Annotated in this window: 24 protein-coding genes and 2 pseudogenes; 7 read left to right on the top strand and 19 right to left on the bottom strand. The window is 42.0% G+C overall.

The genetic code is table 11. From position 1 onward, the window contains the following. Window positions 1-437: 437 nt before the first annotated feature. The 11 genes from MC7420_RS40515 to MC7420_RS26635 form a co-directional block, all read right to left on the bottom strand. Window positions 438-599: a hypothetical protein gene (locus tag MC7420_RS40515; protein ID WP_006104455.1), complete on the bottom strand. Its 162-nt coding sequence runs from the start codon at window positions 597-599 to the stop codon at window positions 438-440. Between the two features lies 1 nt (window position 600). Then, the gene (locus tag MC7420_RS26680) at window positions 601-1,599 is read right to left on the bottom strand and encodes an MraY family glycosyltransferase (protein WP_006104375.1); all 999 of its coding nucleotides are present in this window, start codon (window positions 1,597-1,599) and stop codon (window positions 601-603) included. A 247-nt stretch (window positions 1,600-1,846) separates the two neighbouring features. Then, entirely contained in the window at window positions 1,847-2,824 is a 978-nt protein-coding gene (locus tag MC7420_RS26675) for an NAD-dependent epimerase/dehydratase family protein (RefSeq protein WP_006104448.1), read from the bottom strand. A gap of 63 nt (window positions 2,825-2,887) precedes the next feature. Next, window positions 2,888-3,973: a glycosyltransferase family 2 protein gene (locus tag MC7420_RS26670; protein ID WP_006104389.1), complete on the bottom strand. Its 1,086-nt coding sequence runs from the start codon at window positions 3,971-3,973 to the stop codon at window positions 2,888-2,890. A gap of 33 nt (window positions 3,974-4,006) precedes the next feature. Next, entirely contained in the window at window positions 4,007-5,083 is a 1,077-nt protein-coding gene (locus MC7420_RS26665; RefSeq protein WP_006104523.1) for a sulfotransferase family protein, read from the bottom strand. A gap of 38 nt (window positions 5,084-5,121) precedes the next feature. Beyond that, window positions 5,122-6,282, bottom strand: coding sequence for a glycosyltransferase family 4 protein (locus MC7420_RS26660; protein ID WP_006104352.1), 1,161 nt, complete (start codon window positions 6,280-6,282; stop codon window positions 5,122-5,124). A gap of 40 nt (window positions 6,283-6,322) precedes the next feature. Continuing rightward, on the bottom strand, window positions 6,323-7,657 hold the full coding sequence (locus MC7420_RS26655; protein WP_006104521.1) for an O-antigen ligase family protein: 1,335 nt from the start codon (window positions 7,655-7,657) through the stop codon (window positions 6,323-6,325). A 53-nt stretch (window positions 7,658-7,710) separates the two neighbouring features. Next, a complete protein-coding gene (locus tag MC7420_RS26650; protein WP_006104451.1) occupies window positions 7,711-8,973 on the bottom strand; it encodes a flippase in 1,263 nt (420 codons plus the stop codon). A 32-nt stretch (window positions 8,974-9,005) separates the two neighbouring features. Continuing rightward, window positions 9,006-10,004, bottom strand: a complete 999-nt coding sequence (locus tag MC7420_RS26645; protein WP_006104357.1) for an NAD-dependent epimerase/dehydratase family protein — start codon at window positions 10,002-10,004, stop codon at window positions 9,006-9,008. Between the two features lies 1 nt (window position 10,005). Further along, window positions 10,006-11,154: an NAD-dependent epimerase/dehydratase family protein gene (locus MC7420_RS26640; protein ID WP_006104508.1), complete on the bottom strand. Its 1,149-nt coding sequence runs from the start codon at window positions 11,152-11,154 to the stop codon at window positions 10,006-10,008. Then, complete coding sequence (locus MC7420_RS26635) at window positions 11,145-12,245, bottom strand: SDR family NAD(P)-dependent oxidoreductase (RefSeq protein WP_006104349.1); 1,101 nt, start codon at window positions 12,243-12,245, stop codon at window positions 11,145-11,147. The genes MC7420_RS26640 and MC7420_RS26635 overlap by 10 nt, the downstream gene beginning before the upstream one ends. A 130-nt stretch (window positions 12,246-12,375) precedes the next feature. Here MC7420_RS26635 and MC7420_RS26630 point away from each other — a divergent pair, with 130 nt between their 5' ends. Next, on the top strand, window positions 12,376-12,609 hold the full coding sequence (locus MC7420_RS26630) for a hypothetical protein (protein ID WP_006104524.1): 234 nt from the start codon (window positions 12,376-12,378) through the stop codon (window positions 12,607-12,609). A gap of 1,221 nt (window positions 12,610-13,830) precedes the next feature. After that, window positions 13,831-15,267 (top strand): annotated as a pseudogene (locus tag MC7420_RS38585) (IS5 family transposase). A gap of 230 nt (window positions 15,268-15,497) precedes the next feature. Here MC7420_RS38585 and MC7420_RS26610 read toward each other — a convergent pair. The 8 genes and pseudogenes from MC7420_RS26610 to MC7420_RS26585 form a co-directional block, all read right to left on the bottom strand. Continuing rightward, the gene (locus tag MC7420_RS26610; RefSeq protein WP_006104514.1) at window positions 15,498-15,938 is read right to left on the bottom strand and encodes a DUF29 family protein; all 441 of its coding nucleotides are present in this window, start codon (window positions 15,936-15,938) and stop codon (window positions 15,498-15,500) included. Between the two features lie 8 nt (window positions 15,939-15,946). Beyond that, window positions 15,947-16,324: pseudogene (locus MC7420_RS37385) on the bottom strand (Uma2 family endonuclease); the annotation flags it as partial. Continuing rightward, window positions 16,305-16,586, bottom strand: coding sequence for a UPF0175 family protein (locus MC7420_RS26605; protein WP_006104337.1), 282 nt, complete (start codon window positions 16,584-16,586; stop codon window positions 16,305-16,307). The pseudogene MC7420_RS37385 and the gene MC7420_RS26605, both read right to left, overlap by 20 nt. 101 nt (window positions 16,587-16,687) lie before the next feature. After that, window positions 16,688-17,131 (bottom strand): DUF29 domain-containing protein, encoded by a 444-nt coding sequence (locus MC7420_RS26600; protein ID WP_006104419.1) that lies wholly within the window; start codon window positions 17,129-17,131, stop codon window positions 16,688-16,690. A 386-nt stretch (window positions 17,132-17,517) separates the two neighbouring features. Further along, window positions 17,518-18,150 carry a DUF4058 family protein gene (locus MC7420_RS26595; RefSeq protein WP_232231793.1) on the bottom strand — a complete coding sequence of 211 codons (633 nt, stop codon included), beginning with the start codon at window positions 18,148-18,150 and terminating at the stop codon, window positions 17,518-17,520. A 123-nt stretch (window positions 18,151-18,273) separates the two neighbouring features. Beyond that, window positions 18,274-18,411: a hypothetical protein gene (locus MC7420_RS40510; protein WP_006104504.1), complete on the bottom strand. Its 138-nt coding sequence runs from the start codon at window positions 18,409-18,411 to the stop codon at window positions 18,274-18,276. A gap of 115 nt (window positions 18,412-18,526) precedes the next feature. Continuing rightward, window positions 18,527-19,228, bottom strand: coding sequence for a Uma2 family endonuclease (locus MC7420_RS26590; RefSeq protein ID WP_044209929.1), 702 nt, complete (start codon window positions 19,226-19,228; stop codon window positions 18,527-18,529). 73 nt (window positions 19,229-19,301) lie between these two features. Beyond that, the gene (locus MC7420_RS26585) at window positions 19,302-19,802 is read right to left on the bottom strand and encodes a DUF29 domain-containing protein (protein ID WP_232231792.1); all 501 of its coding nucleotides are present in this window, start codon (window positions 19,800-19,802) and stop codon (window positions 19,302-19,304) included. Window positions 19,803-20,051: 249 nt separating this feature from the next. Here MC7420_RS26585 and MC7420_RS26580 point away from each other — a divergent pair, with 249 nt between their 5' ends. The 5 genes from MC7420_RS26580 to MC7420_RS26560 all read left to right on the top strand — a co-directional run bounded on the left by MC7420_RS26580 (window position 20,052) and on the right by MC7420_RS26560 (window position 26,957). After that, the gene (locus MC7420_RS26580) at window positions 20,052-20,906 is read left to right on the top strand and encodes a hypothetical protein (RefSeq protein ID WP_006104485.1); all 855 of its coding nucleotides are present in this window, start codon (window positions 20,052-20,054) and stop codon (window positions 20,904-20,906) included. Window positions 20,907-21,053: 147 nt separating this feature from the next. Beyond that, window positions 21,054-23,027, top strand: a complete 1,974-nt coding sequence (locus MC7420_RS26575; protein ID WP_006104511.1) for a polysaccharide biosynthesis protein — start codon at window positions 21,054-21,056, stop codon at window positions 23,025-23,027. A 161-nt stretch (window positions 23,028-23,188) separates the two neighbouring features. Further along, window positions 23,189-24,964, top strand: a complete 1,776-nt coding sequence (locus tag MC7420_RS26570; protein WP_044209926.1) for a hypothetical protein — start codon at window positions 23,189-23,191, stop codon at window positions 24,962-24,964. Then, on the top strand, window positions 24,948-25,619 hold the full coding sequence (locus tag MC7420_RS26565) for a ComEC/Rec2 family competence protein (protein ID WP_006104513.1): 672 nt from the start codon (window positions 24,948-24,950) through the stop codon (window positions 25,617-25,619). The genes MC7420_RS26570 and MC7420_RS26565 overlap by 17 nt, the downstream gene beginning before the upstream one ends. Before the next feature lie 48 nt (window positions 25,620-25,667). Further along, window positions 25,668-26,957: an ABC transporter ATP-binding protein gene (locus MC7420_RS26560; RefSeq protein ID WP_006104345.1), complete on the top strand. Its 1,290-nt coding sequence runs from the start codon at window positions 25,668-25,670 to the stop codon at window positions 26,955-26,957. Window positions 26,958-26,960 lie beyond the last annotated feature (3 nt).

The raw sequence follows: 26,960 nt of genomic DNA, 5'->3' as shown, positions 1-26,960 counted from the left end.
GAATACCTCTCTCCAAACCTCTCTCCTGCAAGGAGAGAGGCTTTGAATTCTCCCCCTTGCGTGCAAAAAAAAAGTGAAAAGTCAGGATATACCGTAGTGGCTTGGCAAGTTTAAAATTGTAGGTAAAGATGATGAAGTTTCATCCGAGCATCTTCGGTTGTGAATTGCCATTTAACTTTCGTATTTTCCTGATTTCGTTCTTCTTGCCAGTGCGCCAATTCGGTTTTTAAAATATCCGCTGTAGCTATCCGCCTATCTAGACATTGCTGGGGAGCAACGTTTCGCGATCGCGAGATAGACCGTAGTGGCGTGACACAGCTAAAATTGTGGAATAGATTTGACGTTTAAACCGGGCGCACGCCATGCGCCCCTACAATTCTAATCCACCAAATAAGGTGTGCCACGCCAGTAGGGTGGGCATTGCCCACCAGCCTTAATCAGTATGCCATTCGACTGAGAACAATGATTTTGCCGACATTATACTGGGAAGCAACGTTTCGCGATCGCGAGATGATGGATTGAGCCTGAATCACCCGTCTGATTAGGTGAGTTAGATCCCCGACTTCTTGAAGAAGTCGGGGATCTGGTAGGGGCGACATTTTAAACGATCGCTCTTGTCGCCTGGAGATACATTTCCGCGATCGCAAGTCCTATCAGTACCCCGACTAAACTGAACCAACTCCCTAGAGTGCCGAGAGTGGTGATTAATAGGACAATTATACTGGTGGCGGTGAGGTAGGTAAGGGCGACTTGACGATGAGTCCAACCAAATTGTTGAAGCCGCTGGTAAATGTGACTACGATGCCCCTTAAAGATGTTTTCTTGGCGGATCAGGCGACGGATTAGGGTGTAGATGGCATCAGCGGTGAGGGGGAGGGTTACAGCCAAAGCAGACCAGGCTTGCACGGGATTATGGCTGTTGAGTAGGGCGATGGCGACACTGGCTCCCAAGACAGTGCTACCCGCATCGCCCATAAAGATTTTCGCGGGAGACCAATTCCACCAGAGAAAACCCAGGAGGGCGGCGGTAAGCAGCCAGAATAGGGGTTGGTTGAGGTATAGTGCTAGGAATGCCATCTGGAGGGCGGTGACGCTAGCAACGAGACCATCTAAACCATCCATAAAGTTGTAGAAGTTAATTAGGGCGGTGATGCCAATTAGGGTGAGTGCGATCGCGAGCATTTGACCCACTATACCGAAGTTAGGGAGCCAGGGTAGGGGGAAGGAACCGAAACACGCGATCGCGAGGCTGGCGACGGATAGATGCACGAGGTAGCGTATTCTGGCGGGAAGCCCTTGGCGATCATCAATAATACCAATGACGGCTAGGGGGGTGAGGATGAGCCACAGGAAGGTTGGGTTGGGGTTAATTAAGGGGTGGGGTAGAAGTTGAGGAAAATAACGGGCGAATAGAGTGGCAATTAATCCCGTTATGGCAAACGCCAGGATGAAACCCAAGCCACCACCACGGGGAGTGGGTTGGGTATGGGAACTGCGATCGTTGGGGATGTCCAGTAAGTGGTTGCTGAAGCGTCGTTTAATGATATTAGTCAGGAGGATACTCGCCAGAACACTGGCAGCCGCAAGAACAGTTAACATGCTTGTCTATTACACTTCTCACACACACATCTTTTACTATATGACCTATTGGTTTTCGGTGAGTTCCGTTAGAGAGGTATACTTCGCAAGGTCAAATTTGTCATTCTGAGTCCTGAGCGAAGCGAAGGAACTGAAGCGGAGTGTTAGCGAAGCTCGGCGTTAGCCTAGAATCTCACGACTATGTTACGCTGTACTTCACTAAGCTCTGCATGACAAAAGCTGAGTTTTTGACCGCGAACAGTATACATCAGCGCAAGGTTTTTGAGAGCCCTTCATCAACGGTGTAGGGAGGTTGCCAGTTGAGGGTGTTTCGGATGTGGCTGCTGTCAACGACGAGGGAACCTAGCAGGCGGTCAATGGTTGAAGTATTGAGTGGTAGGGGGCGTTGAGTGAATTGCTCGATGGTATCTCCTAGATGACCTGCTAGTTTGAGCAGGCTGGGTGGTACTGGGAGGAGGTGACAAGGGCGTTCTAGGTGGTAGGCTATCTTGCCGATGAGTTCAGGTGTGGAGAGATCTTGACCATCGCTAACCAGGAACGTTTGGTTTTTGGCGTTAGGGTGAGTTAGACAAGTCGCGATCGCATCAACGAGATTACCGACGTAGAGAAGGCTACGGCGGTTGTTGACTAGACCGAAGGGTAAGGGTAAGCCTCGATTGATGAGTTTAATCAGGCGTTCCATGTTGCCAGGATTGCCAGAACCGTAGACTAAGGTAGGGCGTAGAATAGTCCAGGTCATGCTGCTTTGGCTGGCAAGTTCAATTAGGGCTTGTTCAGCTTGGAGTTTGCTGCGTCCGTAAGGAGTGTCAGGTTGGCAAGGGGAGGTTTCCGTGAGGGGATGATCGCTTAGAGTAGCCATTGCCCCAATGGAGCTGATGAACATAAAGTGCTTCACACCTGCTTGAATAGACTGCTTCACGAGGTTAGCAGTACCCTCAAAGTTAACTTTGAGAAATTCCGCTTCAGAATCGAGAGTATCTTCATGCCAGATGTGGACACGAGCGGCAAGATGAATAACTGAGTCAATGCCATTAAGAGATTGTTGCCAGTCAGTGCAACTGTCAATGTTTTTAATCAGTACAGGGGTAACGTCAAAGGTGTCAAAAGTTAATTGGGGTAAACTTTTACGAATAGCTAAACAAATATCCCAATCTTTTCTGCTTAATAACATTATTAATTTACTCCCCACAAAGCCAGTAGCACCAGTAATTAAAATTGAATTCATTTAGCAATTACTATTTATCATAACTACTTATTTTTTACCAAAAATAACTTACATTTTGTGTTTCTATTTTTTTATTTCATAGCCAGATTCTAAAAAATAATTTTCATTCAAATGAAGAACCTTGTGTCTAACTAGTTGATAAGCATAACCCCAGAAATGAGCAATAGGGATAACCATTAGTGTAACTCCACAAATCAAGTATCGACTTAAAAAGCTAGGTATATTTTCTTTGCTGCCTCGCCAAAACTCTGACTCAAAACTCTCATTAAACCTCCAAGTCACTAAAAATGCTTCTAAGAAGACTGCAATAAAACCGGCGACAAGAAAAATAGTTGCGTGTAAATTTCCGTGAAATAATATTAAATCAATAAACATAATTAATATTATTAATGATATAAAGTAAAATGGAAAATTACTTCTAATTGGTAATTTTCCTGGATATTGAATTCCAATTAAATAACACCCTCTACCGTACTTCATATATTGATTCCACAATGATTTAATATTTTTTCTTGGAAAATACCAAACTTGAATTTTAGAGCTAACATAAATAGCTTGAGCATTTTCTTCCAATAATCTTAAATTAAGTTCAGTATCCTCTTTACGAGTAATTTTATATCCTCCTACTTCTATCAAAATTCTTTTCCAGAAACATCCCAAAAAAACAGTATCAGCATAACCACAGTAGTTAGGATCTCGATATTTAGCTTTTCCACTTCCCAAAAAACTTCTAGAAGCAAGAGCAACTCCAGCTTGAAAAGAACTTTTCGCAGCGAAACGCTGTGCTCCACCAACGTTCAAACTCTTCGACTCTAGTAAAACTTCAACACATTGTTTAATGTAATTAGATGCATATTCACAATGGGCGTCAGCCCGTAAAAAAATATCACCCTTTGCTTCATCTAACATTAGTTTGAGGGCTGCAGATTGTATCCTTAGTGGATTATCTAGTAACCTCACTCTTTTATCCACCAGTGAAAGCTTTATTACTTTATCTACAGTACCATCAGTGCTACCACCGTCTGCTATAAGTACTTCAAGCAGATTTGGATAATCGGTTTCTAGAAATCCTTGTATAACTTTCTCTATATTAGAGAACTCGTTATAGGTAGGAATAGCTACAGTTACTGTAGGAATAATTAAATTCATAATCAATAACTTTATAACAATCAATCTGAACCATTATTTTACACGCTTAGAAAACTGATTTATAAAACCTCTAATTACACTGCTCATTCCTCCTTGAGAATAAACACGAATGACTCTACTAAGCTCAAAATATATAAAATTTTGCTTCCAATATTGAGGAATATAGTTAACACAATAGCGCCAAATTTTTACTATTAAATATTCTCTAACTTGAAGTTCTTGATGCAAAGATCTAAACAATCCATCTATTGTTTTCACGATTGTCTCATTCTCCAAATATTTATGTTGGTTATTTTCATTTTCTTCATACAGAACAGATCCGTACAGTACCAAATAGGCAATTTTAACTTGGGAGGTTACAGTTGTATTTGCCATCAAATCATCTATTGAACTTTGATGGTGACAAAGATTTATATCTACTTTGTTGATAACCATATTATCTCTATTTTCTAACCTTAAATCTTGATAAGTTTCTAAAAAATTTTTCAATCTCAATCTTTGCTTTACCTCGCTTAACAAAGTATCTTCATAAAATATAAAAAATCGAGGTTTTCCAGAAGTATAAATCATTGCTTGTACAATATGATAAAGCCAGCGATTCAAGCTTCTATTTATTTGATATTGACTTCTCTTTTGCTGAGATTTAGATGCATCCCATGGATTCCGTAAGCTCAAAATATATATTGTTTCAGGTAAAAGTTTTTGCCAAAAAGGTAGAACTAGGCAAGTTTTAGGATCTTTCCATCCCCAGACTGAGAACTGAGAAAACTCATTTTCTATAAGTATCTGAGCCTTGTTTTCTAAATCTTCAAGACAGGATGATAATTCCCATCCAGAAGGGAACCATGGTGGAGCATTACTGTTTCCGCCAAAACGCCTTAATATTTCACTATTGATATCACTGAAACCCCTGTGTTCCCAATATCCTGTTTGATTGTATCTGTCTCGAGGAATCATAAACTTTTCAGAACCAAGATAAACTCCCAGTGACTGAAGTAATTGCATCGTCAAGGAAGAACCACTACGACCAGCTGTCAAGACACAAATAGGAGTTGTTTTCTGTTCCTGTGATATTAATTTTACTCTGTTATTCTTTTTGCTTTCATCCATTTAATTATTACCTCAATAATTTGATTAATCTGAAAAAATTATCGTGAATCTATTTTCGTTTCATAGGTCTCGCATAAACATTTATTTAATTTCTTCATAAAATTAAAATTGATTGTATTCCAGTCAAAATGGACTACAGAATCTCGCATATTTTTTGAAATTTTTATTCTCAGATTAACGTCACTCTGTAATTGGCTTAACAGTTCAATAATTTTTTTAGTATCATTTTCTTCATAAAGTAAAAACTGATCTTCTACTGCAAAAAATTCTTTAATTCCAGGATAATTATTGGCAATAACAGGCTTACCTAAAGCCATGTATTCTAATATTTTGCCAGGATGAGATACCTCATTGTCACGAATTTTTGAATCCCCAATAAATACACAAACATCACTATTATACATTAATCGAATTGCTTCAGTATGTGAAACAATACCATGATACTCTACGCCAGGTCGTCTTAAATTATCTGCACTTATACCTCGCAAAGGACCAGCGACAACTATTTTTGCACAAGGAATTTTATCAAGGATGTCATCTGTTATTTCAATAAGTTCATAGCCTTTCCCGGGTCTGATCGTACCTACATAGCAAATAATAAACTCCTTGTTTTGTTGGTAATCAGTAAATTGGCTAACAATTTGTTGTATGAGTTTGATGTCTACTCCATTAGACATCGCAAGAATTTTATCTATACTAACATTAAACTGCTCTGAGAGCCGTTTAGCTAAACCATGGTGGTTATTATGCGCCATTACTATATGTAAGTCTATTTTAGGATAAATTAATTTTGCCATTAAGAATATTAACCTAGCTGCTATTTTTACAAATAAATTTTTGAATTTAGCTGAATCAATATAGTAGTAAGGACTATGCTGAGACTCCATACACGACACAATTGTTTTACTATATAGTATCAGTAAAAATGGCAAAAATATAAAAAATGGGAAATGCCAAACATAAATAGCCTGAAACTCACCAGTTTTCAATAAGCGCAGGCATTCTATGAATAGACCTAACCGACCACTGAGTTTGGCAAAGTATGTATTGGGATGGCTGGTTAATTCATCAGGCAATGAAACATTCTTTCGTACAACCAATTTTGCTTGTCCAGAAGCAAGAAAAGTAATGCAACGTTGGTATAAAGCACGGTTTTTCCCACAAGGAATGTTTGAATCAAGAGCAACTAATATTTTCACTTTACTTCTCCTTAACTTAATGATTAAATATTTCCTTATTTTATACATTTTTCCGAGGATAACCTGGTAATGCAAAAGCAAACGCGATAAAAGTCCATAACAATAAATGGGTTTCTCCACTAATCGTGAATAGATGTAATAGGAAAGCAAACCAACTCGATAGAATACAATCCAAAGCTAGTTTTTCTCTTTTCATATTCATCAACTTTGTTCTAAGTCGAGCTTGCCAAATTTTCTTGGTTGCTATAAATAAAAGCTTACCATAAAGTAAAAAGCCGATCAATCCAGTCTCAATAAGAAAGAATAGATGAATACTCCCGGAAGAAGCCAAGGCAGAATCTCTCCAAGTAAGTATTTTTTGAGCATAACCTGGATTCATAGAATCAGCAATGTCAAGCATTGTTGCGAAACCTTTTTCAGCAAACTGTCCAACACCAACCCCAAAAACATAATTTTCTTTTAGTAGATCAAATCCCGCTCTTATAGACAGCCATCTAATCTCTATAAAAATGCTACCTGTTCTTATTGAATTTAACCTTTCTATATAAAGTTCTTCTCCTATGTATTTAGCTGCTATAAACAATATCGCTGCGACAATTAATAGGACAAAAATTTTTTTGGGTAAATTATTATCAGATATTACTATAAATGCAACAAAAAATGTTACGATAGATAAAATAACTGCTCTAGATCCGAGTTGAATTGTTACAATCGATATTATTGTCATACCCCCTAACATCAATGTATTAATCAATAATTTTTTGTTTTTATTGACTAATAAGTAATAAGTAATGCCAGCTATTATAATAGGAATTATAGATCCAATATAAGCAGGATGAGTTCCACCTATGCCATTTAGTCTTTGTAACCCTTTGCTATCTGTAACTAAATAAAATCTTGGAAGCAACCAAGATAATATTAGCAAAACTAAAAAATAAAATAATCCACCAATCATTGTCCACCTTAAAAAAGTTTCTGTTATTTTTCTTTTTGCTATTTTATTAGGATAAAACAGAACAAAAAAAATAACACCTAAATAAAAAAATGCTTGTTTAACTATTCTTAAATTTAATCCATATTGGCAAATCCATATTACTTGTATGAACATATATGTACAGAATAAGTAAACCCATAATAGTTCCGGTAACTGCTTTAGTTTAAAATAACCGACAGAACCGCAAATTGACAAATTCCTCAGAGGAATAACTAACCCTATTATAAGAATACTCGCCGTACTTAGAAGATAGTGTCCATGGACGCGGGAAAGCATCCACGGTTGAAGAAACATTAGCACAATAAAACCTAAATATGGTTTTTTAATGTGTGTAATCAATAAAAGCATAAGCAGTAAAATAAAGAAAAAAGTTTGTAGCATGCCAACTAATTTAGTTCTAGTATGTATAATTAATTAATTAACTAATTAACTAATTAACTAACACTAACCTTTATGCCTTGAGTCAGGTAAAACATTAATCCATTAAGCATAATTATACATCCTGTTGTAACTAAAGCTGCTCCTAGGGTTCCATACATTGGAATAGCGAACAAATTACCTACTACGTTTGCTAAGGCGATAATACTTGTTAAAAAAGCAAAAATACGCTCTTTCCCTACCATGAGTAGAGCGAAGCCCACCGGACCTGATACTGCATTAAACAATTGTCCACAAGCCATTATTTTTAGTAGTAAACTTCCTTGAGTAAACTCAGAACCAAAAAAAATAAGTAGATGTTTTGCCCTTATTATTATAATAATAAAAAGAGGTAAAGAACCTATTGTAGAACACAGCATGGCTCTACGCATAATTGCCTTAAATTCGTCAAGTCGGGAACTATGAAAAGCAGCCGCAAGCATCGGTGCAGCAATAATATTGACTGCTTGCAATACAAATATGTTGAGACTGGCAATGCGGTTGGCTGCATTATACACTCCCACAGCTTCCATATCTATAAGGAAACCAAGCATAAATATATCTGCTCGATTCATCACTATCTGGCTTATTCCACCAAGCATCATCGGTAGGGTACCGCTATCCATTGCGAGTTTAAAAGTCGGTAAAGCTGTTTTTCCCTGTACAGGAAAACACCACCACAGCAAAACAGTACTTAGTAAGCAAGCTAGAAAAGCTGCTCCAAAATACAATAATAAAATATCAGTGGTTGTGTTCATGGGAAGCATACTCAGTCCAGTCAATATGGTCAAAGGAAGAATTAATTCTTCTAGGATAATGCTGGTCTTAATACGTCGTAGAGCCTGGAAAACTTTTTTGCGTAGGTTAACTAAAGCGAAAAGTGGAAGAAGTAATGCCGCAAAGCGACAGCTAAGAATAATGTTATTAGGAATACTCTGGGTGTAAGAAATTACCCATAGAACCAAACTGACCAATATAGAAAAAAACATGGTCATTTGAGAGGCTCGTAACACTATGCCGTGCAATAAGCTCCACTGCTGTTTTTCTTGATACTGTACAATAAAACGTACAAGTGCTGTCGGCCATCCTAAAGAGACGACAACAGACAAAATATTTACTATTATTAGGGCATAACTAAAAGTTCCATAATTTTTTGATCCAATTAAGCGAGCAACTAATGAGTGCATAAGGAACAACAGAACTGCCCCCAAAGCTCTGAGAAAAAAAGATTCAATTACACCACGTTTTAGTAGGCGCGTAATACTCAGTTGGTTGGTCATAGACTTTACTAATCACTTGCGATCTAAGTCACCTATTCATATAACTCCTGGTATTCTTGTGCAAACCACTCAACCGTTCGCCTTAAACCATCTTTCAATTCCACCTCAGCTTGCCATCCAAGCATCTCTTTGGCTTTAGATGTGTCAGAGAAATTACGCCTGACATCCCCTATCAGTGGCGAAGCATAGTTGCTCTCAAGTTTGATTCCCATCTCACTCATCACCCAGGAGAGTTTATCGACTAGTTCTCTCACTGTAGTTTCCCTGTTAGTCGCAATTTGAAAAACTTCTCCACCGATGTTATCTGTAGCAGCCGCTAAACAAATTGCTCGAACTAAATCGTCAATAAAAATAAAGTCACGGGTCTGTCTACCATCTCCATATATTTCTAAGGTTTCACCGTTTAGAGCTTGCCGAATAAATTTTGCCACTACACTGTTTTTATGCCCAGAAGCGGGTCCGTAAACATTACCAAAGCGTAACACCACTGTCTCAACACCAAACGAATGAAAATACGCACAACAGTATCCCTCACCAGCTAATTTACTAGCTCCATAGGGAGAAACCGGATGAGGAGCTAGTTCTTCATGAATGGGAGGAATACATTTACCGATAGGAGCGCCACTAGAGGCAAAGATGAAGCGCTTGACCTGGTTATGTCTGGCTGCTTCCAGATAGTTTAGAGTGCCAATTACATTTGTATAGCAGTCTCCATGAGGGTCTTGAATAGATGGCTGAACTCCCGTGTTAGCTGCAAGATGTACAATTACATCTATACCCCTAGTCACTCTCAGGGCGAGTTGACTATCAAGAATGTCACCAATAACTAGCTCAGTACCCGATAAAGACGAGGGATGACCGCTAAGCCCAGCATCTTTAAGTTCTACGAAATCACACACCGCAGCAAGAGCCTCACGAGTACCGACGCACAGATTATCTACAACTCGAATGTGAGGATTGCCCTCCGTATAGAGTTTCTTGATAAGATTCGTACCCAGAAACCCACACCCACCAGTAATAAGCCACTTCACGTTAGTTCCACTTTACCCGAGGCATAATTTTACGAATATCGATATGCTCTTTGTAACACATAACCTGCTTCAGCATTTGAGCAATAACATTATCAGTCATAGGATGCGGTTTTAACCCTAATTCAAGCAGTCCTGAATGGTTAGGATTGTAATAGTGATCCTCTTTCTCTTTGCGGGGATTATCAATAGCCTTTACTTGTACATTCAGCCTCATTTGGTTCCCCACGTGCTGCACCTTCTCAGCTAACTGATTGACCGAAAACGTCTCTGTGAATTGATTCAGAATTCGGAGTTGCCCTGATTCTACTGGGTTATTCATCGCTAATTCTACACATTGTAGTGTATCTTTAAGGTTTAAGTAACCGCGAACTTGTCCACCCTTGCCATAAACTGTTAATGGCACTCCAGCAACTGCCTGAACTAAAAACCGATTCACAACTGTGCCAAAGATGTCATCGTAGTGAAAGTTGGGTAATAAACGTTGATCCTGATCCACTTCCGGAGTTGATAGCCCATAGACAGGTCCTTGCATCAAATCCGTGACACGGATACCATAGGTACGCACATAAAACCAGAGTAAATCTGTATCCAAAACCTTCGTCGTGTGATACAAGCTACCTGCCTGACGCGGATACAGAAATTTATCCCTGCGTCCTTTATGTTCAATCTCTATCCAACCTTCTTCAATATCGATATTCGGGGTGCCATATTCACCCATCGTCCCGATCTTGATAATCTGACAATCTGAGCTGTACTGCATTACTGCCCAGATGAGATTAAAGGTAGCGCTAAGATTATTGTGAAGAGTAAGCTGTGCCTCGCCATAACCAATCATTGAGTAAGGAGCAGAAGGTTGTTCTGCATAGTGAATGACCGCTTCCGGAACGAAATCGGTGAAAATGCGTTCCATAAAACGAAAATCACAGCAGTCTCCAATCTCTACTCGAATTTTATACCCAGATACAGATTCAAACAGGCGAACACGCTCAACCAGGTTGGGATTGGGCATGAGTGCTTCAGAACAAGTCTCACGAGCGATGTTACGCCTTAAATAATTGTCCACTACCATGACATCATGTCCCTGGGCAGCAAAGTGCATTGCTGTAGGCCAGCCTAGATAACCATCACCGCCTAGAATCATCACTCGCATAGCTGATTCCTCTTGAACGCGGTCTTCATGTCGTTATTTGAATGATTCAAGATAGTATCAACCTCGAAAAGTTTACCCTTATAAAGGTAATTCCATAATGCCTTTTTGTCCATAGGTTGCTCATTAGCAGAGTTATAGGGTTTTTTTATAGTGTTTGTTACCAAGCCCTCATATTTATAATCAATAGATTGATATATAGCTCTAAATGCGGGAACAACAACAAAATACCGCTCCAGTTCTACAGTTCGCCGGACTTCTTCATCATTCATTAATTCTTCATATAACTTCTCTCCGGGTTTAGAGCCTATCAAACGGACTTCTATATCCTCAGGATTATAGTTGTATCGGGGTGCTAGCTCTTCAATCATCACTTGTGCCAAGTCAGCAATGCGTACTACAGGCATTTTAGTCACGAATACTTCACCACCCCTAGACAGAAATACAGACTCCATGACCAGTTGAACGGCTTCCTCTAGGGTCATAATAAAGCGAGTCATAGCCGGATCGGTTAAAGTTACTGGTCCCCCTGTAGCGATCTGACGTTTAAAAACTGGAATGACCGAACCACGGGAGCCTAATACGTTGCCAAAGCGCGTTGAAGCAAATATGGGTTGAACTTCACGTCTATGAGCATTGGCAGCAGTCATTAACCGTTCTCCCATCAACTTGGATGTTCCCATAACGTTGGTAGGATTGACTGCTTTGTCTGAGGAGGTGAAAATTACCCGCTCTACCTTAGCCGCAATGGCTGCATCAATAACATTCTGGGTTCCCAGAATGTTAGTCTGAATAGCTTCATGGGGTGACTTTTCACATATCACGACATGTTTTAATGCTGCCGTATGCAAGACAATATCAACTCCTTGCATCTTGTACATTAATTCATAGCGATCGCGCAAATCACATAGGTAAAGTTGCACGTAGGGAAAGTCGCCATACTCCTCAGCCAGAAAAAATAACTCAGTCTCGTTGTGGTCAATACCAATTACTTCTTGAAGATTATATTTCAGGAGCTGCCGTAATAGCTCTTGTCCCACGGTGCCGCATACACCTGTGATTACAACCGTTTTGCCATTCCAGGAACTAGCCATTTTTCTCGTCTATTTGGTTTCTTTCCCCGTAGTAAGCACTGGCAGTCATTGCAACTTTATAGGGATGAATTTGCCATCTGTTTTATTAGACAGTTATATACATATTAGAGTCTTCTATATCTCCCTCCTCATGCCCACACAATACCAGAAACAGAAACAGTTCACCCTGTCAGTCACCCCGGTTCCCATCACCGTGTCCGGTATTCCTGGTATCCATATCCAGCAAGCCAGTCACAAAACGGTAAAACTGTTGGAGAATCATTATGACAAAATCGACAAGATTGAGGTCAAACCCAACTATAACACCCAAGCGCAGCAGATCAACATCACCGTGCGATCGCCCGGTACCCGTTTGATCGCTTAAGCCGCCTCCCAAGTCTCTATCCGTCTCCAGCAGGAGTTTCCAGCCCCATTAGGTCACGCGATCGCGAATAGTCTATTCCGCATCGAGCTGGAAATCAACCAGCAGCAACAGGTTCTCCAACAGTTAGACCAACCAATTGCTCAAGTTCGCGACCCCAACGGCATCGATCCCCAACAGATTAGACCTGCTCCTTAGTACAAATAGTACTATAGGACGCGATCGCCAGTTTTTCTCCAGCCAGTAGGGGAGGGACGGGCAACCCGACAAATTGAGGGGAACGGAGTTTTCATTAGTGCCAGCGGGTCGCCCCTACCTGACCCCAGGTGTTTTGGCTCATCCCTAACGGGTGCGATCGCGTTCGGGGGAGACTCCTATCTGACCAAATTTCATCCTTGTTGGTTTCCCCTTGCCAATACTACGGGCAAATCCATTAATTTTCTTGAGGAACCCGCATCTTTTGTTAACCCGGAATCAATGGTAACTTGGTGGGTTACGGCGGATTTATTATTGAATGGTTCATTGCCTAAATTTAATACCGCCTAACCCACCCTACGGGTCTGGAGAACCCAATCCCTCCTGTAGCACAGTCAGAACTCGCGACATCTCTCCCTGCAACAGTGCCTGTATATCCAAATTCCGCTTTTTTAAGATCAGACATGACCCCATTAAAATGATAACTTGGTGGGTTACGGCGGATTTATTATTGAACGGTTCATTGCCTAAATTTAATGCCGCCTAACCCACCCTACGGGTCACGGTTGATCGGGGTCTATAGGACGGCACATTTTTCCATGATATAGAACAATGGCTCTCATTCTTGTAGTGCGAGCATCTTGCTCGCTACCCAATCTTGCTCGCTACCCAATCTTGCTCGCTACCCATTCCCAATTTAAATGTGCGATCGCGTGGGGGAGGCTCCAATCAAATAAATCCGGCTAGTTCTTTGATTTTAATCTGGAATCAATGATAACTTGGTGGGTTACGGCGGATATATCCTTGAACGGTTTATTTCCTCAATTTAATACCGCCTAACCCATCCTACGGGTCATGCTTGATTTGGTTTTATAGGACGGCACATTTTTCCACTCTATAAAATTACCTAGGGCTTGCTGCACAAGACCGAAACCCTTAACCATCAATGCTTTGATCCGTATTTACAGTTGACTTGGTGCTCATGAATCTGGTAAAATTGCTCAAAATCCTTGCATCATGATCAGGTAGATGTACCGAAAAGTTGAGAACGCCCCCAGGGAAGCCGAAGATTTTGAACTACCATTTGAAGGAAAGTTATCACAGGATAACCGCTGGGTAATCATGGCTTCTTTAGTACCTTGGGAGGAATTTGAAGAAGAATATGCCCAAAATTTTTCTGCGGAAATGGGAGCGCCAGCGCTACCATTTAGGGTAGCACTGGGTTCATTAATAATCAAAGAAAAACTAGGAATAAGTGATAGAGAGACAGTCGAACAAATCAAAGAAAACCCTTACTTACAATACTTTATAGGTCAAAGGCATTACAGCAGCGAAGCTCCTTATGACTCATCACTATTGGCCAGATTCCGGGAAAGGATAAATGTGAATCTAGTCAACCGAATAAATGAGAAAATGGTGAAGAAAAGTCAATCAGAGACGGATGAAGAAGCTAAAAAAAAAGTGCCGAAATCCAAAGTCAAGAAAGAAGAGAGTCAGCCAATAAAGGACAACTAATAGTTGATGCAAGCTGTGTGCCAGGAGATATAAGTTATCCCAATGATTTGGGGATATTAAATAAAGCTAGGGTCAAAACCGAAAAAATAATAGACAGTCTATATGAACCCCTGAAGGATCAACTAAATAAAAAACCAAAAACTTATAGAAATAGAGCCAGAAAGAATTACTTAAAAGTAGCAAAGAAAAGAGACAAACAAGAAAGAAATAAGAAAGCATAAAAAACACTGCATACATAAAGAGAACTTGGGGAGTATAGACGCGCTAGTTAAGGCAGGGTCTAGTCTTGGGGCATTGAGTCGTACTGAATATAAGAGCCTGTTGGTAGTTAGCGAAATCTATCGTCAGCAAGAATGGATGTACAATAATAAAGTTCATAGAATTGAGCATAGAATAGTAAATGTGAGTCAAGCCCATATCCGTCCAATAGTTAGAGGCAAAGCGGGAGTTGCCGTAGAATTTGGAGCTAAAATATCGGCAAGTGTAAGAGATGGATACGTATTTTTAGACCGTATCAGTTGGGATAACTTTAATGAATCTGTCGATTTAAAAGCTCAAATAGAAGCTTATTATAACTACACAGGATTCTATCCAGAATCCGTTCATGTAGATAAAATCTATCGCAGTCGAGCCAATCGATCCTTCTGTAAAGAAAAAGGAATTAGAATCAGTGGCCCTCCCTTAGGAAGACCGAAAGCCAATGTCAGTCAAGAATTAAAGAAACAAGCTCAAGAAGACGAGAGAATTCGCAATAATATTGAAGGAAAATTTGGCATATCAAAACGTAGATATAGCCTAAGTCGCGTCATGGCTAAACTACCTCATACGTCCGAAACAGCTATTGCCATTACTTTCCTCGTCATGAATCTGTCTGCCCTGCTCAGGCAGGTTTTTTGTCTTTTTTATATATATTCCACAATCAAGTCTTTTTCGGCGTCAATTCATTATTAAACCTTATAATTAAGCGAATCGTTAACAACAATAACTTAAGTTCGCTGTCGTATTATATAACTACTTAATCCATCAGTTGTGTTTCTTCGACTTATTCAGCAGACCCTACCTAAAAATTGACGCCCCAACCCATTCTGGCACGGCTGCAAAAACTTCAAGCCGTTATTGAATTGTAATGCCTAAGTCGGGTTTAAGATTTTCAAGGGTAAATTAACTGTAGGGCATACAACCTAATTTGATGTACCTGAGTTAGGTAAAATGAGGGTCATGGCGCTATCAATAATCCTGTTGCGGTCAATCATGTTCCCTAAGGTTTCTGGAGCATAAAGTCCTTCAGCGACTTCAAGAGATGCGCCATTGAGGGCTTGTTCATAGGCTTCTTCTAGGGCGAGGCGCAATTCCTCCGGTTTAAGATAATAACCGCCTGCTTTGCGTCGTTTATTTTTGCTCTGTATCTCTAGGGCTGAATTCCGAATAGAGACATCCCAAGAGCGGGTGGTGCGGTTTTCAGCTTGTTGTTTGATTAAATGGAGAAGTAGAATTTTGGCGTAGCTGCGAATATTATTGATTTTGTCGTCTCTGCTCATTTCCTCCAATTCTTCAACAATGACCAATGCCCCAGAAATATCACCTTTGAGGAGTAAATCTTTCAACTCTAGTAGTTCTTCCATTGGCTTGCCTAATCTAGATTTGATGGATTAACCTTACGCCTGGAAACCTTAGGGACGCAAAGGATGGTGTCCGATTTAATACTTAGAACTCGCGACATCTCTCCCCGCAAAAGTGCCTGCACATCCAACCGTAACCCTGGCAAAAAGGGACTACTCAACATCCCCAACGAATCCGCTTGCTGCTGTCGATACTTTCCCTGCTCCAAAATGTACCAGCGAAACGCTCTATCCTGCACCAACCACACTAAATACTCTCGCACCCCATTGCGCCGATAAGCCCGTAACTTATCATGGAGATCGTAAGACGCACTACTGGCGGCAATTTCAACAATTAGCTCTGGCGCTCCTTCAACATAATCATCCTCACTAATTCGCGATCGCCTCCCACAGCCGTTCTAAATCCTGTTCCAGTTCTAATTCAAGCTCTTCTGGTGGATAATTAAAAACACTGACTCGATATCGGCTGCAAGTCTCAAAAAAATCGAGTCTTGACATTCCCGCTAACTCAGCCGCTTTTCCCGCCGAAACCTTTCCCAGTTCAAACATTTTCAGGGCAGCCATTAAACGGATATGCTGCTCCATCTCATCCTTAGTCATTTGCACAGCATTTTCAAATCCGGCTGGGTATTTGATTTTTAGCTCTTCCATTTTCGTGTTCGTTCCCCTCTTTCCTCGACTATCTATTTGGATTTCCACAATCAGCGGGCGACTCCTATTTCTCCTCCCCATTATCACAGTAGTTACGAAAACTAACGACAATCCGGCAGAAACTCTTGAGCCAAAATCTCTTCTATCTCAAAAGGACAAGATAAGGGAAATGTCGTCTCAGGAAGACCCGTTTCTCTACAGGCATCTCGCACAGCTTTCGGATACACCCTTGCCAATCCCTGCTCCAACTCGCTTCTTAAACTAGGACTATCTAGCAATAGGGTTTCAATTTCATCACGCTGATGATCAATCGTCACTAGCCAAGTTTTGCTTTGTTTGTCGGGTTGATATTGCCACTTGAGCAGGTGCATGACTAAAACCTGTAAGCGGCTGCGAAGTTGACGGAGGTCACACTTGCCCATACTTTCTAACTCTTCAGCAATATGCTCCACATCAATTTCGGACAAACAGCCTCGCCGCAGTAATTCTACATTTTTACGAATCCAAGCATAGAAGTCCAGATCGTATTCAGCCTCTAGATTCATCGTTCTCATGCTCCAATCAATATAAATCTATTTTCTAGCCGTCGTCTAATCGGCACAATTCAAATTATCGATCAGGCTGTATAAAATACTATTTTAGCTGGTATAAATCCGGCTGGGTATTTGATTTCCCTCTGGAATCAATGATAACTTGGTGGGTTACGGCGGATTTATTATTGAACGGTTCATTTCCTAAATTTAATACCGCCTAACCCACCCTACGGGTCACGGTTGATTGGGGTCTATAGGACGGTACATTTTCCCATGATATAGATAGAATAATGGCTCTCAGCCTTGTAGTGCGAGCATCTTGCTCGCTACAGAGCATCTTGCTCGCTACAGAGCATCTTGCTCGCTACAGAGCATCTTGCTCGCTACCCATTCCCAATTTAAATACGTGCACGAACCCCAAACCTATACAACTGAGCTAGAGGTCGTTTGTCGCTACGACTGATTAAGATATTATAATCACCAGGCGGTCTTTCTCCCAAAATCAGCATCGGCTTTCCCCCCCTAAGCAAATCAATTTCGACTAAATGAGTAAAACTGCCTAAAACCTCCAGGCGCTTGCGAGAATAAGCTTGACGTCCCACACCCGCACGCTTATTGTTCGGGGACAGGATTTCTATAGCTGTCACCACCGCCCCCGTTCCAATTTCTCGAATTTCTAAATAACTCTCCCTGACTTCTTCCGGCATCGGTATTCTAACCGTTACAGGTTCATTTTGAGTTAACACGGTCGCCGTTGATGAAGTCGTTGATGAGTTCTGATTTGGGGTTGAACGTCTAGACACAACAGCCACATCGGGAAGCCCGACTAACGCGGCATCTGACAAATCAGTGTAGGTTCGTTTTTCGACAGCGACTCGGTATTTAGGGCGCAGTTGCGGACCCAAAAAATCGGCTAGGTTCACGATTAACCGACTATGAACCTCCGCCCATAATTCGGAATGTTCTAAATAAGGGTCCATACCCGGAAAGGGAGAAGGCATCTGAATTACCTCAACGTAGTGGCGTGGCACACTTAAAATGGTGAATTAGAATTGTAGGGGCGCACGGCGTGCGCCCAATTTAACCGTCAAATCTATTCCACAATTTTAGCTGTGTCAGTCCACTACAGGTCACGCTTGATTTGGGCATACAACCTAATTTGATGTACCTGAGTTAGGTAAAATGAGGGTCATGGCGCTATCAATAATCCTGCTGCGGTCAATCATGTTCCCTAAGGTTTCTGGAGCATAAAGTCCTTCAGCGACTTCGAGAGATGCTTCCTTTAAAGGCATACCTTTTCCTTTTTTGTCTAGTGCGATCGCGTCCGGGGGAGGTTAGGCGGCTGAAAAATCGCGCCAAGCCGCCCAGTGAGACAGGTTCCATTATTTTGGCTGGGGGAACTTCAGTTTAACGGTTACTGGAGCGACGCTCTCGATAATTCCTCCACATATCCTGATGCTCTGGCGAACCCAGTCCCTCCTGTAGCACAGTCAGAACTCGCGACATCTCTCCCCGCAAAAGTGCCTGCACATCCAACTGTAACCCTGGAAAAAAGGGACTACTCAACATCCCCAACGAATCCGCTTGCTGCTGTCGATACTCCCCCTGCTCCAAAATATACCAGCGAAACGCTCTATCCTGTACCAACCACACCAAATACTCTCGCACCCCATTGCGCCGATAAGCCCGTAACTTATCATGGAGATCATAAGACGCACTACTGGCGGCAATTTCAACAATTAGCTCTGGCGCTCCTTCAACATAATCATCCTCACTAATTCGCGATCGCCCCCCACTCTCTTCATCTAGCCGCAGCAACGCATCCGGCTGCGGTTCATTATCTAAATCCAGGCGTACCGTCGCATTATCAGCCACCTCAACCCCTGGTGTCGAAGCCGCATAAACTTCCAGCCAAGCAATAATTTTGCCATGGGGTTTGCCATGTCGGTTGTAGCGTAGAGGCGATGGCACGTAAACGACTCCTTCGATTAATTCCGCTTTTTTCAGATCAGGCATCAGATTATAGCGTCGCTCAAATTCAGCACGACTCAAGCGATCGCCATTCTCTAAAGCCGGAATCAATTGTTGGTCAAGACTAGCCGAATTCATGATTCCTCCAGTAAGCGTCACCTTTAGGGTTTCTTGGTCACCAACCAATCCTTTTCACGAAGTAGGGCTAGGTTCATGAACCTTCTATCTCCATCTGAGAATTCGGCCAAAAGTCTTCGCACATCACCTGCTCGAAGGAAAACGGACAAACGTCAGGAAACTGTTCATCGGGTAAATCCGTTTCCGCGATCGCCAAATCCCTAGCTTCAAGCCAACTTTCCTCCATCGCTTCATCTAAGCGGGATTTCAACCCTGGATTACGCCGTAGCAGCTTGGCAATCGCCGTTCTTTGCACCCGAATCGTCGCTCGCCAACTGTTCGTTTGTTTCCAATATTGAACTTGCCACTTCAACAAGTGAGCGATCAACTGAATCAATCGAGATTCTAGTTGATCGTAGTGACGATTCCCCAAGTCTTCTAACTCCTCAACCAGATGACCCAAATCCAACTGCTCAAACCTACCCTGACGGAGTAAATTCGCTTGATTGAATGCCCAACTATAAAAATCCCGTTCATAAAGGGCTTCTCCTGCCATTTTATCCTCCCTATTATCACAGTAGTTAAGAAAACTCATCCCCTCTCCCCTGGTGGGAGAGGGGCTGGGGGAGAAGGGGTTTCACCTTAAGTTGACACCAACATGTTAGCTATGCCAGTCCAGTAGAACTCCATATCCCTACCCCATCAACAATGGCACCAGGGTTGCTGATTTTCCATGTTAAGTCTAGAAAGATTTGATTGATATCAGCCATTGAATTCACTCTCATGACGCTACAGCTCGACGCTGTATGCTAATGGTAATGATGCTTATCGGTGTAGGAGAACTATGGAATTGACGCAAAATACAGAACTGAGAACGATTGAGGATGAAGATGAAATTTCCTTACTCGATATTATTCAGTTTTTCCGCCGCAACTGGCGGTTTATGGCATGGGGAACCCTGGGACTATCAGCCGTCGCGATCGCGCTCTCCCTGCTGATGCCCAAACAATACCAGAAACAGCTCACCCTCTCAGTCACCCCGGTTCCTATCTCTGTATCCGGTATCCCTGGCCTTGATATCCAGCAAGCCAGTAACAAAACGGTGAAACTGTTAGAGAATCACTACGACAAAATCGATGAAACTGAGGTCAAACCCACTTATAACAGCGAAACCCAGCAGATCGACATCACCATGCGATCGCCCGATACGGGTTTCTTGGCTGAAGCGGGTTCTCAAGTCTCTACCCTTCTCCAGCAAGAGTTTCAAGGCATATTTGGTCAAGCGATTGCCAATAGTCTTTTCATCACTGAGCTGGAAATCACCAAACAGCAACAGGTTCTGGAACAGCTCGAACAACAAATTGCTCAAGTTCGTGACTCCAATGGTATTGATCCCGAACGGATTAGAACGACTCTCAGGCTGGAGGCGCTAGAGACACAACGGGCAGAAGTTGTGGCTCGCATTGCTAGCCTAGAATTTGACAAACAGTATCTCGAACCTGCCCAAGAGAATCTAGCAGAGTTTACAGCTCAAGTTATTTCGATCCAACTCTTAAGCGAATCCAAAGTTGAACCGACACGCTCCCTAGTACAAATCGCCGTACTGGCTGCGATCGCTAGTTTCATGGTTGCCATCCTGGTTGCCATTATCCGCGATCAAGTCAGACACCTCAAGGATGAGTTATCCCAGAAAAAGTAGCTACGCTTAGGGAACTAAAGTTCCCACTACGAACGTTTTGGGCAACTGATATGCTTATCTGTGGGGAACAAAATTGATCCTAGCCAGGACGTTAAAGCCAATGTATCATACCTTGTTGCAGCCAGTATTGCCTTAGAGGTGCCGTTCATGCCCCAAAAAAGGCTCTTTCCTTCCGCATATCGATTGGGACAACTCGGACTCGATGGATTTGTAGCTTGGTCAGCTTTTAGCCTTGCTTTTTGGTTCCGTTTTGATGGTCATATTCCTGCTTCTCACCAAACCATGGCTTGGATGCTTCCCCTCTTGGCGATTCCAGGGCGTCTGCTGTTTCACGCCACGTTTGGTCTGTACAGGCAAGTCTGGCGTCTGTTTGGACTTAAAGATGCCACCACCCTTTGCCAGTCCATCACCCTCTATTCGTTACTAATTCTAGTCATCACTCGCTTACTGATTCCCCGTTTTACCTCCTTTTCGGGAATTCCCTTGGGTGTGGCTGTGATTGACTGGAGTTTTTGTGTAATGGGGATGATCGCCCTGCGCTACGCCCGTCGTCGGTTTGTCCGTTACCATCCACGCGATCGCACGGCTTCACCCAGAGATCCCCAGCGGGTACTATTAGTGGGTGCAGGGCGGGCTGGATCACAAATTGTCCAGGAAGTCAACCAAAATCGCCAGCTTAACCTGGAAATTCTCGGCTTTCTGGATGATGATCCCACGAAGATAGGACGTAAAGTGGAAGGTATACCGGTTCTCGGTGCGACATCGCAGCTTGTACCCATTGCCAAACGCCTCAACGCCGATGAAGTGATAATTTCTATGCCCTCGGCTAAGGCGTCCCAAATCCGCAAATTGGTGGAACTTGCCCAAGGTAGCGCCCTGAAGCTGAAAGTGTTACCGGGACAAGCCGAACTGTTGTGCGATCGCTCTCTGACTCCCCAAGCTAGACCCATCCAAATCCAGGATATCCTGGGACGTCCGGAGATTAAACTCGACTTTGCCGATGAATTTAACCAGCAATTCCCCTCCGCGCGATCGCAAATCTATCAGCGCACGGTTCTGGTTACGGGTGCAGGCGGTACAATTGGTTCAGAAATCTGTCGCCAGATTGCCCGTCTGGAACCCCAACACCTCCTATTACTGGGACGCGGGGAAAATAGTATTTTCAACATTGAACAAGAACTACGCCGCGACTTCCCCAACCTGAAGGCGACACCAATTATTGCCGATATCCGACATCAGCGTCGTATCCAGACCATTTTCCAAACCTGGCAACCGGAAATTGTCTTCCATGCGGCGGCTCACAAACATGTCCCCTTAATGCAGCATAACCCTACTGAAGCCCTAGAAAACAATGCTTTGGCGTCGGCTCATCTGGCACAACTGGCGGAACAACAGGGTGTAGATACCTTTGTCCTCATTTCTACCGACAAAGCCGTTGATCCCTGTAACTTTATGGGCTTAAGCAAGCGTTTAGCTGAACTCTTGGTTAAAGCGTGCGCCGCCAAAAGCCAAACCCGCTTTCTCGTGGTACGCTTTGGCAACGTCTTAGGGAGTCGTGGTAGTGTGATCCCGATTTTTCAGGCACAAATTGCCAGAGGGGGTCCTGTCACTGTGACTGATGCCAATATGACCCGTTATTTCATGACTACGCCTGAAGCCTCTCAGCTTGTGATTCAAAGCCTTGCTGTGGGACAATCCGGTCAAACCCTAATTTTGGATATGGGTCAACCTGTAAAAATCTTAGACTTGGCACAACAAATGATCCAGTTAGCGGGTTTCATGCCAGAACTGGATATCCCAATTAAGATTACCGGATTGCGTCCCGGCGAGAAACTGCATGAATCATTAGTCGGCTCGACTGAAAAGGTTTCTGCGACAGAACATCCGAAAATTATGGCGGTTTCTAGCCAACTCCCATCCAGGGAAGCGCTGATGCAAGCGATCGCGAATCTTTCAGAAGCGACAGTGGCTAGCTTCCCTCACAACCTGCTGTGGACAACAGCTCAATGGTGTCTAAGCATCCTCGAATCTCAACCTTGCCAAAACTTAGGCAAACAGTCCCCTCAGAATAAGCGTAGCTCGGATAAACCAGTCGAGACAGAAATCCCGGAAATTTCGTAATCAGGGCATGATAAGCTGTTCGGCATTTAAATTGGGATACCTAAAACCCTGAAAGGCAACAGGCAACAGGCAACAGGTAATACACAATTTAAATGCGTTTTAGCTGAAATTTATATAAATAAAATTGTTTAAAGAACAGGGCAAGATAAACCTATTTTTTTATGAAAAATTATCTTAATTATATACGTAAAGGCTTAGATAATCTCAGTATAATTTTATTTGCGGATGGTTGGTTGTTTTTCCTGCCATACCTGCTTTTTTATTTATATTTCAAGTATTTTGCTCTAGAGATATCTGCTTTAAAAACTATATTTATTATCCTTCATGGCGGTAATTTTTTATTATTTTTGCATTATTTAAATTTGGCGGCGAGAAAGATTAAGGCATCCGATGTATTCTTCTGGGTTGCCCTGTTGCTTCTTTTTCTAATACCAGGAGCTTATCTGGAATTCCCCTCTGATCCGTGGGAGCATTTCCGGAGAATTTTCTCGTGGCAAGGCAGTGATTTTATTCAAGACAATCGAGTCAACCACAAATTTACTTATTTTTGGGGCTGGACTCTGATGTTTGATGTGCCGCTACTCTATCGACGAGTGGCACTGGATATTTACAGCGCTTTCTGGCAATTACTCCTAGCCTATCAATTCTATTTATTGGCACTTCGCTTAGGGTTTTCCCAATACTGGGCAAAGGTTCAAGTCGTTGCCACTATATTTTTATTTGGCACAAATCTGTTTGGCTTCTATAGATACTATGCGCTTTCATCAACCCCTTTGGCTTATATCGCTTATCTGAGAGCAATCATTGTTTTAATGAATGCCAGAAATGGTCAAATCAAACAACTGGGTTTACTGATCCCGCTTGGCTTAATCATGTATTATAACCACTGGCAGGAGTTGATGTTGTTGTGTATCTCTGGGGTTGCTTTATTTCTGGACTATATAACTAGCCAAAGGAAACATCTGAAAAAAATTATTTATGTTTCAGCCATCATTATCCCTATCAGTTTCGCTCTCGGAGCCTATCTGGTCAAAAATCCTCAAATCATACCAACTGAATCCTGGAGTCTACCCTACGTGTCTCAGTGGGGAACGTTTCGGATATGGGATGCCAAACTTGCTTATTTTGAAACCTTTGGCATTCATGGTCTAATCAGTTTGATTCTAGCCATTGTTTTTTTAGGAAAGCATAAAACTATATCGATTTTGACGTTGACCCCCTACCTGTTAATGCTTTTCCCCCCTTTTGTCCTATTTTTTGCCGTAGTTCATGGAAACACAAGTAACTATGTTACCTACCGAGCTTTATATGCATTTCCCACGAGCTTTATGTTCGTCTTGGGGGGACGAGAAATTCTGATGCTATTGAGGAGAAACCTGAAATTATATTTACCTCGATTGCAGGTTACCCTATCCGTTTTAATTGTAGGTGTAATAATGGTTTTGCCGCCAATGTATCCTTATCGGGGTAGGTTTTGGTTCCAAGTTTATCAACCTCCAGCCGAATTATCCTTAAAGTTAATAGATGTCACGGCAAAATGGTTTTCAGATAATCGTAAGCTTAATTCAGATTGTGCCTTCGTGAGTGATAGTGCCACTCGCTTTATGTTGGGAACTCATTTTGATTTACCGATTATCACTCGATCCCTTACCTACAATCCCAGCACTACTCTAGCCAGCATAACCAGCAGCGAGGCATTAAAAAATTATATAGAAGCTAATCAAGTATGTAATTTGTTGATTGCTATACCCGACAAAATGAATCCACCTCCTGTGTCAGTTGTCGCGCAGGGTTCTGGACATTGGCAGGCGAGTTTAGTGCAAAAAGAATTAACATTTAATCAAAACTTTGAGAAGATTGCCGACGCTGTACTAACTACAGGTTGGACGAAAACCTTTGTTCCTCCTTTTTACTGGCTCTATGAAAAATCCAAGTAAGTACCAGAAACTAGCGGCTACTGCTATTATCAACGCTGGGATTACCATTAAAGAGGTTTACTTTAACATACCCGACAAGACCATTTGTGACCGGGAAATTCCTTGGGGCTGCAATTATCAGGAGGTGCTGACTTATCGGAAAATGCTAAAAGAACGCCAAGTTGAGGTAAAATCTGCCCAAGCAGGTCAAGCCTTCGACTTAGGTCACGATACTGTCCTCAAGATCCTTTACGCCTTTAATGGCATCCAGACGCCAGTGGGAACAACTGATATCAACGATATGTCCCTGATCATGAGGCTAGAACATGGTCAGCACAAGCATTTATTTACGGGTGACTTGAACCGGGCGATCGGGAGTTACTTAGCCGATCATCCCCAAGAAATTGCCGCTGATGTTCTGAAAATGCCTCACCATGGTACGGAGGGGGTAGCCCCGAATCAGTTTTTTGAACAGGTGGGAGCGAAGTATGCTTTAGTCCCGTCGCCCTCAGGCTTATGGTGTAGCGATCGCAGTTCCCGAATTAGGACTTGGTTTAAGGAACACAAGACACCCGTCTTTGTCAATGGCTTCTCGGGTCATGTTCGGGTTGAAGATTACGGGGATCAGATTAAAATTCTAGCAGAGAAGGGATATAATCCTGATGGGTGTACCTAGTTTGGTACATAAAAGTGTGTGAGTGTGAGTGTGTGAGTTTAAAACTCAATGAGTGAAATTGCGATTTCTCTAAAGAACATTTCTAAGTGCTTTAAGCGCTATCATCATCCTATTGATCGACTCAAGGAGATTTTACTTCCCGGAAAAAGTCGAGCGGATCAGTTTTGGGCATTACGAGATATTAACTTAGAAATTCCCAAGGGGCAAACCTTTGGAATTGTCGGATCTAATGGCTCCGGAAAAAGTACCCTCCTACAAATTATTGCGGGAACCTTGACACCAACCAGTGGAGAAGTTGTTGTCAATGGTAGGATTTCCGCTTTATTAGAGTTGGGAAGTGGATTTAATCCAGAGTTTACCGGACGACAAAATGTATTTTTTAATGGACGACTCTTAGGGTTAAGCCAAAAAGAGATTGAAGATAAATTTGATCCTATTACGAGTTTTGCCGATATTGGTGACTTTATCGACCAACCTGTAAAGACTTACTCCAGTGGCATGTATGTTAGGCTGGCATTTGCGGTGGCAATTAATGTCGATCCTGATATTCTCATCGTTGATGAAGCACTCTCCGTGGGCGATGCTAAGTTTCAATTAAAGTGCTTTCTTAAGCTCAAAAAGCTTCAAGAAAAAGGAGTCACTGTCCTTTTTGTTTCCCATGACAGTAATTCCATTAAGCGATACTGTCAAAAAGCCATGCTATTAAATCAAGGTCAAAAAATTATAGAAACATTGCCAAATGTTGTCATTAATCACTATACCCGACTTTTATTTCCAGAAGATGAAAAAAACACTGTTCCGAACCCTAAACAGGAATTGGCATCAAGTTTAAGCAACTTATCGGAACAGCGTAGAACATTAGAATATCGATATGGTAGTCATCGAGGTGAAATTAAGGACATACGCATTGAAAATCATGAAGGTAGAGAAACACTTTGTTTCACGTCTTGTGAACGGATGATCGCCCGCTTGAAAGTCTTAGTTAAAGATGGCGTCGTAAATCCATTGTTTGCGATGACGCTTAAAGATTCTAAAGGTGAAGATATATATGTAACAAATACTTATTTCAAAAATATTGATATACCACCATTGACGGCTGAAACTTTGGTTGAGATTACCTTTGAACAGTACCTCATGGTTTGTCCAGGCAATTACTTTCTTTCTTTTGGTTTTGTTTCCCTAGAGGAAGGGACGGTATTTCCAATTGACAGAAGATATGATGTGATTAACTTAAAGGTTATTCCATCAACTAATGATCTAAGTCAAGGCTTAGTCAATCTGAATAGTAAGATTACTGTTAAAATTGAAGAATCTACTTGTGTTGTTGTTAATTCTTAAGTT

Source organism: Coleofasciculus chthonoplastes PCC 7420 (assembly GCF_000155555.1).
In the GTDB taxonomy this organism is placed as follows: Bacteria; Cyanobacteriota; Cyanobacteriia; order Cyanobacteriales; family Coleofasciculaceae; genus Coleofasciculus; species Coleofasciculus chthonoplastes_A.
The sequence above is the reverse complement of the archived record's forward strand: the minus strand, read 5'-3'. Positions and strand labels throughout refer to the sequence as shown.